This window comes from Jeotgalibaca ciconiae, assembly GCF_003955755.1.
GTDB classification, from domain to species: Bacteria; Bacillota; Bacilli; order Lactobacillales; family Aerococcaceae; genus Jeotgalibaca; species Jeotgalibaca ciconiae.
The window spans coordinates 534,428-545,904 of sequence record NZ_CP034465.1; the positions used below are offsets into that span (position 1 = coordinate 534,428).

Annotated in this window: 10 protein-coding genes and 3 other annotated features; of the genes, 2 read left to right on the forward strand and 8 right to left on the reverse strand. The window is 37.9% G+C overall.

All coding sequences use genetic code 11. The features are described from left to right. Nucleotides 1–66 precede the first annotated feature (66 nt). The 8 genes from EJN90_RS02440 to EJN90_RS02475 form a co-directional block, all read right to left on the reverse strand. Entirely contained in the window at nucleotides 67–693 is a 627-nt protein-coding gene (locus EJN90_RS02440) for a GntR family transcriptional regulator (protein WP_126108711.1), read from the reverse strand. A 734-nt stretch (nucleotides 694–1,427) separates the two neighbouring features. Then, nucleotides 1,428–2,432 (reverse strand): ornithine carbamoyltransferase, encoded by a 1,005-nt coding sequence (gene argF / locus EJN90_RS02445; protein WP_126108712.1) that lies wholly within the window; start codon nucleotides 2,430–2,432, stop codon nucleotides 1,428–1,430. Between the two features lie 29 nt (nucleotides 2,433–2,461). Then, nucleotides 2,462–3,508 carry an N-acetyl-gamma-glutamyl-phosphate reductase gene (gene argC, locus EJN90_RS02450; protein WP_126108713.1) on the reverse strand — a complete coding sequence of 349 codons (1,047 nt, stop codon included), beginning with the start codon at nucleotides 3,506–3,508 and terminating at the stop codon, nucleotides 2,462–2,464. Next, nucleotides 3,508–4,044, reverse strand: coding sequence for a GNAT family N-acetyltransferase (locus tag EJN90_RS02455; RefSeq protein WP_126108714.1), 537 nt, complete (start codon nucleotides 4,042–4,044; stop codon nucleotides 3,508–3,510). The genes argC and EJN90_RS02455 overlap by 1 nt, the downstream gene beginning before the upstream one ends. A 2-nt stretch (nucleotides 4,045–4,046) precedes the next feature. Further along, nucleotides 4,047–5,255 (reverse strand): aspartate aminotransferase family protein, encoded by a 1,209-nt coding sequence (locus EJN90_RS02460; RefSeq protein WP_227872556.1) that lies wholly within the window; start codon nucleotides 5,253–5,255, stop codon nucleotides 4,047–4,049. Next, nucleotides 5,236–6,129 carry an acetylglutamate kinase gene (gene argB, locus EJN90_RS02465; RefSeq protein ID WP_227872557.1) on the reverse strand — a complete coding sequence of 298 codons (894 nt, stop codon included), beginning with the start codon at nucleotides 6,127–6,129 and terminating at the stop codon, nucleotides 5,236–5,238. The genes EJN90_RS02460 and argB overlap by 20 nt, the downstream gene beginning before the upstream one ends. A 230-nt stretch (nucleotides 6,130–6,359) precedes the next feature. Then, nucleotides 6,360–6,577: a binding site (T-box leader), on the reverse strand. A 1-nt stretch (nucleotide 6,578) separates the two neighbouring features. Further along, nucleotides 6,579–7,904: an argininosuccinate lyase gene (gene argH / locus EJN90_RS02470; protein WP_126108715.1), complete on the reverse strand. Its 1,326-nt coding sequence runs from the start codon at nucleotides 7,902–7,904 to the stop codon at nucleotides 6,579–6,581. A 2-nt stretch (nucleotides 7,905–7,906) separates the two neighbouring features. Beyond that, nucleotides 7,907–9,109 carry an argininosuccinate synthase gene (locus EJN90_RS02475; RefSeq protein WP_126108716.1) on the reverse strand — a complete coding sequence of 401 codons (1,203 nt, stop codon included), beginning with the start codon at nucleotides 9,107–9,109 and terminating at the stop codon, nucleotides 7,907–7,909. Nucleotides 9,110–9,191: 82 nt separating this feature from the next. Further along, nucleotides 9,192–9,419, reverse strand: a binding site (T-box leader). A gap of 238 nt (nucleotides 9,420–9,657) precedes the next feature. On the opposite strand from EJN90_RS02475, the gene epsC reads away from it, so the two are divergent. Both epsC and EJN90_RS02485 read left to right on the forward strand, forming a co-directional pair. Next, complete coding sequence (gene epsC, locus EJN90_RS02480; protein WP_126108717.1) at nucleotides 9,658–10,185, forward strand: serine O-acetyltransferase EpsC; 528 nt, start codon at nucleotides 9,658–9,660, stop codon at nucleotides 10,183–10,185. A 77-nt stretch (nucleotides 10,186–10,262) separates the two neighbouring features. Further along, nucleotides 10,263–10,506: a binding site (T-box leader), on the forward strand. 120 nt (nucleotides 10,507–10,626) lie between these two features. After that, nucleotides 10,627–11,460 carry a MetQ/NlpA family ABC transporter substrate-binding protein gene (locus EJN90_RS02485; RefSeq protein ID WP_126108718.1) on the forward strand — a complete coding sequence of 278 codons (834 nt, stop codon included), beginning with the start codon at nucleotides 10,627–10,629 and terminating at the stop codon, nucleotides 11,458–11,460. Nucleotides 11,461–11,477 lie beyond the last annotated feature (17 nt).

Below are 11,477 nucleotides of genomic sequence, written 5' to 3' on the forward strand. Positions count from 1 at the left end.
ACCATACTAACTTAGCACACACAGTCACTTTTGACAAGAAAAAACGCCCAATTTTTTAATTGAGCGTCAAGGTTTGGGATAGAAAAAATTACGCATATATTGCAGTGAATACTCATTCCCTACAAAGTAAATCGTATCATTTTCATTTAACTTTGCATAAGGTCCTGGTGATAATAGTAATTTTTCATTTTGCATAAGTGCAACAATGGTAGCTCCCGTTTCTTGCCAAACATTTAAATCTGCAACGGTTTGATCTAAATGGGCTGCTTCCTTTGTCAGCACTAATTCATAAGGGATAAATGGATTAAGCGTGTATGATTGTCTCGTCTGCGTAATCACATCATCTAAAAGTTGGGAAAAGTTTTTCCATTCTTTTTGTTGCCGTTCAACGCTATCCAGTATTTGGCTTTTCATATTTTCAATTGTTTGAACATCTTGGAATTGACGGACATAGGTTTGAGCTTTTTCTCTCGAAGCCACATATGTGCCGCTACCATGATAAGATTCCATAATCCCTAAGTCATCCAATACTTGCACAGCTTTTCTAGCTGTCTCTGGCGAGATGTCATAAGATTTCGCTATCGTTGAACGTGTATGTAGCTTTTCACCTTCCGCATAATAGCCTTCCGCAACACGTTGAGCAAGATTTAATGCAACCTGCTGATACAATGGTTTAACCACTTTATTTTTCATACCTACATGTCCCTTTCAACTTCTTCATTGTAAAATATTGTACAACGAAGAAGAAAGAAAGGCAAAACTCATTTAGCATTCATCAAAATAAACAATCGGACTCTTTGCCAATTAAAAAAGCGAGAGAAGACTGAACTGTCCTATGAAAAAAAGAAATTGGGGCCTAATGAGTAGCATGCAATGAGTTAAATTTTTTTCACTAAGCAAGTGATTTGGGAGCCAGATGTAGAAAGCAAATTTTATAGTACACTAATCTAAAGTAAAGATGTTCAAGCTCATTTTACAGCCTGAAGATCTTTATTTTTTTAGAATAAAGATCTTCAACGTTAAATTTCCTACTGAACATCGTTATTTTTTGAAAATAAAGATCTTCAGCCTCAAGATCCTGTTTGAACATCTGTTTCTGTAAATATATCAAAATTTATAAGCTGAAACTTGAGAATAGTTGGCAAGCGTGCGCTGAACTATGAACCTTTTACTATAAGAAAAGCGGACAAGTCCGCCTTGGCCTATGAAAAAATAGGAAATTTGACCCTGAATTGTCAGGAGACTTCACGCTTCAGCGGGTTAGTCGAATGATATGCGTTAGCGAGCAGCGAAGCGCGCAATGGGGCAAATTTATCTTTTTTTCAATAGGCCAGGACTTGGGAGCTAGACATTGATGGCTGAACTTATAATCCCCTAGTCTATTAAAAACTTGCTTGATCTGCGTTTACACCAAGCAAACTTTTAAATTATTTTATTTCCGGGATAAAGAGATTTCCATTAGTTGCGGCCATGATGGCTTTGATTGAGTGCATCCGATTTTCTGCTTGCTGGAATTGACGTGCTTGCTGACTGCGGAAGACTTCATCCGTTACTTCCATTTCTGCCATACCAAATTTCTCTGCGATTTCTTTTGCATAACTGGTTGTTGCATCGTGAAAGGCTGGTAAACAATGCAAGAAAATATACTCTTTCTCAATTTTATCTGTCAATTCTTTATTGATCTGATATTTTTTCAGCAAATTGATGCGTTCTTCGAATTTATCCTCTTCTCCCATTGATACCCATACGTCGGTATACAAAGCATCTGCATCCACTACCGCCGCATCCACATCTTCTGTTACTTCAATAGTTGCTCCGGATTTTTCCGCATATCCTTTTGCTAAATCGATTAAGGCTGGCTCTGGGAATAAACTTTCTGGAGCAGCAACCGTCACATTTACTCCAAGGATTGCTCCTGTAACGAGTAGGCTATTGGCAACATTATTACGACCATCGCCACAATAAACTAGTTTCAATCCAGCTAGTTTTCCAAACTCTTCTTTCAAAGTCATATAATCCGCAATCATTTGTGTGGGATGCCAATCATCTGTCAAACCGTTCCAGACAGGAACGCCTGCATATTTTGCTAAATCTTCTGCCACTTCTTGACTGAAGCCACGGAATTCAATCCCATCGAACATGCTACCCAGTACTTTAGCTGTGTCCTCAACGGATTCCTTTGCGTTCAAATGGACATCGTTTGCTCCTAAAAATTCAGGGGCTGCCCCTAAATCATTTGTTGCTACAGTAAAAGCAGCTCTTGTACGAGTAGAATTTTTTTCAAATAATAAACAAATATTTTGTCCTTTTAAATATTCATGTGGAATGCCGCGTTTCTTTAGGTCCTTCAGATGGATGGCAAAGTCGATAAGATATTCTAACTGGGCACTGCTAAAATCAATTTCCTTTAAAAAGCTTTTTCCTTGAAACATATGAACACTCCCTATTTTTTCTTTTATTTTTATGGCCAAATCGGCGCTTGCGTTAACCCTGTTGTTTCATCCAAACCAAGCATCAGATTCATATTCTGAATTGCTTGTCCGCTTGCTCCTTTGATTAAATTATCAATAACGGACATAATAACAATCATATTTGATTGTGTATCGACTGCTAATCCTATGTCACAATAATTTGATCCGCTAACTGCCTTGGTAGTCGGCGTTTCTCCTTTTTCCAACACACGTACGAATTTTTCTTCTTCATAATACTGATTGTATAGAGCTAGAAGTTGGTCTTCCGATAAATTCCGTTCATTTTTAATATAAATGGTGGATAAAATGCCTCTTTGCATCGGTGCTAAGTGAGGGACAAACATAAGACTTGTTTTCTCTCCACTAATGGATGAAAGTTGCTCTTCAATTTCAGGCGTATGACGATGTGAACCGACCGCATATGGCTGAATGGTTTCTGTAGCCTGAGTGAACAAATTCCCATCTTTTAAACCACGCCCTGCTCCAGAAATACCTGATTTTGAATCAGATATGATGGTTTCATTTGTCGTATAGCCTTCTTTTAATAGTGGATACAGTCCCAAAATAATGGAAGTCGGATAACACCCTGGATTTGCAAGCAGGTTCGTATCTTTTATAGCTTCCCGGTTTATTTCCGGAATTCCATAAACTGCTTGTGCCAATGCTTCGGAAACTTGATGCTTCGTTTGATACCATTCTTCATATACTTCCGCATCCTTCAAACGAAAATCCGCTGACAAATCAATGACCTTCAACCCTTTTTCCAATGCAGATTTCACTGCAATCTGTGACTTTGCATGAGGCAAGGCACAAAATAAAACATCAACCTGATCAAAATACTCATTATTCTCAAAGTTCATTGCGGAAAACTCGCTGTCAAATACTTCTTTCAAGTGAGGATAACGTTTTGAAAAAGGTATTTCTGCATAATTATTGGAATGCACAAAAATAATCTCAACATCTTCTCTTTGCACCAATAATCGTACAAGTTCTGCACCTGCATAACCACTTGCTCCTAGTATTCCTACTTTTACCACTACATCACTTCCTTTATTTGATTGTCCGCTGCATATTGATAAGCATTTCTTGGCTCTCCATCTGGCGGATAGATATTGCCGCAATAGGAAAAACCATATTTTTCGATTACATGAATCATTGGTTTATTTGTATCATGGGTATAAATGCGGATATTGTCATAGCGTTCAATAATCCATTTCATACAAAATTGGCTGGCACCTTTTATTTTTCCGTTTGTGCACATACGGTGAATGGTTACATAAGGAGATGGGTTTAGCCACGTGCCGTCTTTAAGAGTTTTAAAGATAGCATTTTCTCCCTTCAATAAATAAAAAGTGGCGACGATCGTTCCAATGGGTAAATCACAGTTAGAATGTTCATCAATCACACAAACATAACTTGTTCCATCACGAATATCTTGTTCTAATACGCTTTGGTTGGGTTCTCCATTACGCCATTGGTAGTAATTGCCAAGCGCCCTTTGAAGCTTTCTCCCATAATCAAAAGTTTCTAATAAATCTGGCATATCAGAAAAAGTTGTTTGACGTATTTTCAAATCTACACCCCTTTATCCTCTAAAACACCTTTTAGTGCTAGAACCATAGCGTCTATCTCTGCTTCAGTAATGGTAAACGGTGGAATAAAACGTAATATATTTCCTTGTGTACAATTAATAATGAAGCTCTTTGCTAACATCTCTTTAACAATTTCACTTCCTTGGATATTCAATTCCATTCCTAGCAATAAACCCAAACCTCGAACATTTTTTATTAGGTCAAATTCTTCTTGCAAAGATTGTAACTTGGCTTTCAAGTACTGACCTTTCCGGTAAACCTCATCCGTTAAATTATTCTCCAATATTTCTTGAAGGGTCGCTTTCCCTACAGCCGTCGCCATCTGATTGCCGCCAAAAGTGGTCCCATGATTACCAGGTGCAAATGTTTCTGCATAATCTCCCTTTGCTAAAATAGCGCCGATCGGTATGCCATTCGCAAGTGCCTTCGCCAATGTCATAATATCCGGTTCGATTTCATAATGTTCGTAGGCAAACAACTTTCCAGTACGACCCATTCCGCATTGAATTTCATCAAAGATAAGGGCACAGTCATACTTTTCTGTTAATTCTCGTGCTTTTGCTAAAAAGTCAAGATTAACGGGATGAATCCCCCCTTCTCCTTGCAATGGTTCTACAATAACGGCTGCAGTATTTTTACCGACTACTTTTTCAAGTGCTTGAATGTCATTAAATGGCGTGAATAGGAAACCCGTTGGATGAGGTCCATAACCTTCTCTATAGGCTTCATTATCGGTGATGTTTAAGGTTGCCAAGGTTCTTCCGTGGAATGATCCCTTCATTGCAACAATTTCATTTTTTCCACTGCCGTACTTGAGATAGGCACTTTTCCGTGCCAGCTTGATTGCACCTTCATTTGCTTCTGCCCCTGAGTTACAAAAGAAAGCTTTTGATGCAAAGGAATGTTCACATAATAATTTTCCAAGTGCTACTTGCGGCTCGATATAAAAATTATTTGATGTATGAATAATTGTATTCGCTTGATGAATAATCGCATCTTTTACTTTTGGGTTGCTGTAACCTAAATTTGTAACAGAAATTCCAGCTAAGAAATCAGTGTATTCTTTTCCTTCAGAATCAATCAGCGTTGAATCATATCCATCCACAAAAACAACTGGAAAACGACCATATGTGTTCATCAAATTATGATTAGCTGTTTGAATAACGGATAGTTTATCGATTTCCATTTTCATAAATATCCTCCTCATTTGTTACCATTGTGCCAATACCATCTTTGGTGAATAATTCAATGATGATAGAATGAGGCACTGTACCATTTATAATATGGCATCTGGTTACCCCGCCTTCAATTGCACCTGTACAACAATCCATTTTAGGTATCATTCCGCCTGTGATGACTCCGCTTTTGATTGCATCTTTTATTTCGGTTAGTGTCAAACGTGAAATAAGGCTCTTGTTGTCTTGGGGATCAGCCAGTACCCCATCCACGTCTGTAATTAAAATTAATTTGTCTGCGCCAAGAGCCGTTGCTAAATGTTTGGCTACTTCATCTGAATTGATATTCAGACTGCTTCCAGATTCTCCATATGCAATTGGTGAAACAACAGGCAAATATCCTCCTTCGATCAAATTGAAGATATACTCTGTGTTAATCTGAGTAACTTCGCCAACCAATCCTAGAGCCGGATCTTTTTGTTTGGCTAGGATTGTCTTACCATCTTTTCCACTCATACTGACACTAGGCACGCCATTCGCATTAAACAAAGAGGCAATTTCAGGAGAAATACTCCCCGTCAATACCATCTCGGCTACTTTCATCGTTTCGGGCGTTGTTACGCGCAGACCATTAACAAATTCTGTATGGATTCCTTTTAATTCCATTAATTGGGTAATTTCTGGTCCCCCTCCATGAACAATTACAGGATTCATACCAATATACTTTAAAAGAACAATGTCCTTAATAACGGAAGCTTTCAATTCATTATTTAACATAGCGTTTCCACCATACTTAATTACAACAATCTTATTATGAAACTTTTGGATATAACCTAAGCTGTCAATTAATATCTCTGCTCTATCATCAGCTGTAATAATCAATTCTTTCATTCCTCCTTGTCTTATATAACTTGAATTTGCGCTTGATTCATCTAGTCGAATTATTTTTTTCGTTCACTAGATGAAATAAACGCCTTATTTCTTCCAGTGGTAAATTTAAAATTTACTCACTAGATGAGATTACTTATTTTATTCATCTAGTGATTTTTAGAAACAGCTCTCACTGGATGAATAAAACATTTTCTCTTATTTTAGAGAAAAACAGCCCGCCTCTATCCTAAAATAGAGACGGGCTGTTCCCGCGGTACCACTCTTATTGATAGACCTACTAAGCCTATCCACTCAATCTGCTTTATCGCTCAGCTTGCGAAGTTAGCTACTACCGTTCACTAACTAGTCTCTAAAGTGCGGTTCATTTAACTGTTATTGATAAGCTTCCACTCTGCCTTATCTCGCTGCTAATAACTAGATAAACTACTCTCTTTGTCATCGACTTGTATTTACTTGTTTAGCATGTCCTTTTTAATTCCTTGTTGTAAAATAGTTTCAGGATGTAATTCATGATAAATATCTTCTTCAATAACCGAAGAAAATGACGTCAATTCTTCAAAGCTTAACTCATGTAATTGACTACCTTTTTCGATGGCATACAAGACCATTTGACCAACAATCTCATGTGCTTCTCTAAAAGGGATACCTTTACGAACCAAATAGTCTGCTAATTCAGTAGCATTTAGGTATCCTTCGTGAATCGTTTCTTGTAGTCTTTTCTCATTCACTTTCAGCTCAGTCGTTACTCCTGTTAAAATTTTAACGCATGCGACGGTTGTGTCCAACCCTTCAAAATAAATCGCTTTATCCTCTTGCATGTCTTTGTTATAACTCAGAGGCAGACCTTTCATTGTCCCATACATCGCATTTAGCAAACTAATGACTTTTGCTGCTTTTCCACGAATCAATTCCAGAGCATCGGGATTTTTCTTTTGCGGCATCATACTGCTTCCCGTTGAAAAATGATCCGACAACTCTACAAATTGAAACTCTTGGCTGGAATAAATAATGAAATCTTCCGCAAAGCGACTCATATGCATCATCAAACTTGAGAAACATTGCAATGCATCAATAATGAAATCCCGATTGCTGACACTGTCCAAAGTATTTCTTTGGACACTCGCGAATCCCAATAAGTCAGTCGTCTGCTGACGATCAATTGAATAAGTAGTTCCAGCCAGTGCTCCTGCACCGAGTGGATTCTCATCAAGCAAAGCCACACTGTCTTCAATCTTTTTTACATCGCGTTCAAACATCGCTGCATAAGCATCTAACACATAGGAAAAAGGAACAATTTGTGCACGTTGCAAATGCGTATAGGCTGGCATAAGAGCGTCCACCGCCTTTCCTTTTTCTTCGAAAGCTTGAATCATTTGTAAAACGAATTCTTTTAATTCATTTAAGCTCTTTTTAACATAAAGCTTCATATCCACAGTTACTTGATCATTCCGGCTTCTAGCAGTATGCATTTTTTTACCAGTGTCACCACAAGCTTCAATCATCTTCGCTTCCACAAAACTATGGATGTCTTCGTAATTCCCGCTTAATAACTCAGGATTCGCCTCAATGGCATGATAAAGCTCGTGAAGTTCTGTCTGTAATAATTGACTTTCTTCCTTTGTAATAATAGCGCAATCCCCAAGCATGGTTACATGAGCGATGCTTGCTGTGATATCTTCCTGCCATAAACGTTTATCGATCGAGAATGATTCATTAAACTCTTGCATAAGATCGGATGCGGCTTCTTGAAAACGTCCACCCCAGAGTGTGCCCATAATTAAATCATTCCTTTTCTCTTTTGAATTTTCGTTGGCAGAGTAATAATATTAATAAATCCTTTCGCATCATGGTGGTCAAACAAGTCGTCTTCTCCAAAACCAGAGACATCCGCATCGAATAATTCATTTGGGCTTGTGATGCTGTGCGGCAAAATATTTCCTTTATACAATTTAACTTGTACTTCACCGTTCACGTATTCCTGCGTTTGATTAATCAATGCTTGAATGGCTAAGTTTGCTTGCGAGTACCATTGGCCGTTATAAACGAGCTCCGCAAGTTCAAGTCCAATATATTTTTTTAATTTAATGGTTTCTTTTGTCAGCGTTAAACTCTCCAAACGCTCATGTGCTTCCAGAAGTACCGTGCCTCCTGGTGTTTCATAAATACCACGTGATTTCATACCGATTGTACGATCTTCGATCCAATCAAGAACGCCGATGCCGTGTTTTCCAGCGATTGTATTCAATGTGCTGACTACTTCAGACGGCTTCAATGCTTCACCATTTACAGCTGTTGCACGTCCTTTGTTAAAAGTGATGGTTACTACTTCCGCTTCATCAGGGGTATTTTCAAGTGCATTTGTGATATGTAGAATGTCTGCATAATTTACTGCATTAGCAGGACTTTCAATATCGCCGCCTTCATGGCTGATATGCATCAAATTCTCATCTTCTGAATAAATTTTTTCTTTTGTAGAAGTAATGGGAATACCCTTTTTATTCGCATAGTCGATCGCATCTTCACGCGATTTGATATTCCATTCACGCCAAGGAGCAATGACGTTCATTTCGGAGTCAAATGCCGCAATTCCCATTTCAAAACGAACTTGATCATTTCCTTTTCCAGTACAACCATGACAGATTGCTGTCGCATTTTCCTGATGAGCAATTTCCACTAATTTTTTTGCAATCAGCGGACGAGCTAGTGCAGTTCCCAGTAAGTAGGTTCCTTGATATTTCGCATTTGCAGAGATTGCTGGATAAATAAAATCTGCTGCAAACTCATCTGCAACGTGTGGACAGTAAAATTTACTTGCACCAGAAGCGATTGCTTTTTTCTCTACTGCATCCCAATCTTCTTTTTGGCCGACATCTACACACACAGCAATGATTTCACTATCGTAATTTTCTTTTAACCAAGGAATCGTAATCGATGTATCCAATCCACCTGAGTAAGCTAATACAATTTTTTCTTTAGACATAAGACATTCCCCTTTTTTTATTTACTTTTTTATTTGGAAGGGAGCTATTTTGAAACGCAAAAAAACCGCCCCTCACATATATGCAAGAGACGGGTTAAAGGTATATTAATCCGCGGTACCACTCTAGTTGACATGCTCATAGACATATCCACCTCATTTTGTTAACGCCAGATCTGCGGAAGAAGCTACTAACCGTTCACTTCTTCATCGATAAAGTGCGCTTCAATTAGTTTTTTCTACTGGGCTTCCACTCTACCCCAATTCGCTTGAGAAAAATAATCTAATCTACTCTCTTTATCATTGATTTTTTCTTTATTTAATTTTGTGATTTGAAAGTATTATATGAGAATCAAATAAGTAAGTCAACTATTTATTCATTTTATTTTAACTTTATTTAAAAATCACTTTGAAATAGATAGTTATTTTATCAAAGTTGTATTACAATCTATAGACAACAAGTTTGATTAATTCTATTGAGAAAGGAAAAGAAGGATGTCACCGTACTCTCCTCTAGTCAGGATAAAGGCAGCTCTCTTCAGGTATTTACGATGATAAAATGGTTTGAAAAGTGGAAAAATGAAGCAATCTATATTTATGAGCAAGACCCTTCATGCCAAAGCGTCTGGGAAGCATTCTTTCTCTTTCCAAGTATCAAGGCATTAAAAAAACATCAACGCGCACATAAACATTATTTGAAAAAAAGATATACCTATGCGAGATGGCTGTCCGAACGAGCAAAATTCAAAACCGGTATTGAAATTCATCCTGGTGCGACTATTGGTAATTATTTATTTATTGATCATGGTATGGGGGTGGTGATTGGCGAAACAGCAATCATTGGTGAACGCGTAAAACTTTATCACGGCGTTACCCTTGGAGGAACGGGTAAAGAAAAAGGAGTCAAACGCCATCCTACTATCGAAAATGATGTAGAAATCGGTGCTGGAGCAACAATTCTCGGTAATGTAACAATTGGTCATAACAGCAAAATTGGTTCCGGAGCTGTTGTCTTGACAGATGTTCCGCCTCATTCAACAGCGGTGGGGATTCCTGCTAAGATTATAAAACGCAATTAAAATGAATTTTAAATTAAATAACAATTAGAATTTGCTTTGACATAGAATCATTGTTCTGCTATATTGTATTCAATATTTAAAAGACGTTGAAAAGAAAAGTACAGACAGAAAAAGCAATAAAGAGAGTCCGGTTGGTGAGAAAGGATTTGTTTTGATGTTTGGAAGTGCATCTTGGAGTCCCATCATTGAATTTTTTAGATGATGTCGGGGTTGCCCGTTACAGCAAACTGGTATTTTTTTATCCGTACCAGATTGAGCGTGAAAAAAAATTGATTTTTTCACATTAAGGTGGAACCGTAAAGATGTTTCTTTGCCCTTAAAGACAGGTATTTTCCTGTGTTTAGGGGCTTTTTTTGTTTTCCGTCAACATAATATGCAGAAAGGACTGAGATAATTAGCGGTTTAGTATTAAAAAATTACAAAGTGAATGGAGAATCGAACATGAACAAAAAGAAATTTTCATTAGCAATCTTAGCCTTATCAACATTGGTATTAACAGCTTGTGGCGGAAATGACTCGGATGGAGCAGCGGCAGCAAAAGAAAACATCATTGTCGGAACTTCTCCTGGTCCCTATAGCGAGTTATTTTTAGATGATATCGTCCCGATCCTAGAAGACAAAGGCTATACCGTTGAAGCAGTTGAGTTTTCCGATTTAAGATCGGCAGACGTTGCTCTTCAAGAAGGCGCAGTTGATGTAAACGTAGATCAACATACTGCTTATATGGATAATTTCAATACTGAAGCGGATGCAAGTCTTGTAGCAATTACGCCAATTCCGACTGTACCAACTGGTATGTATTCAGAAAAGAGAGCATCCATTGAAGAAGTTCAAGATGGCGACCAAGTTGGTATTCCCGATGATGCTTCCAATGCAGCACGTGCTCTCCTACTTTTAGAAAAAGCCGGATGGATTACATTGGATGAATCCGTAGAGGCAATGCAAACAACAACAAGTGACATTGTAGAAAATCCGCATCAGTTAGAAATCGTGGAAATGAGTTCTGCCCAAATCCCTCGTTCTCTAGATGATTTGGATTATGGAATCATTCCCGGAAGCATGCTCTATGCTGCAGGAATGAGTTCAAATGACAGCTTGTTGAATGAAGATATTTTGCCTCATTTAATTTTACACGCTGTTGTTGATGAACAAAATGCTGAAACAGAATGGGCAAATGCTATTGTAGAAGCTTATCGTTCGGACGAATTTTTAGAACGAATGGAAGAAGTAAATACCGATAACTATTGGTTTATTCCAGAAGAATTAACGAACTAAGTATTCGGACTTCCTTT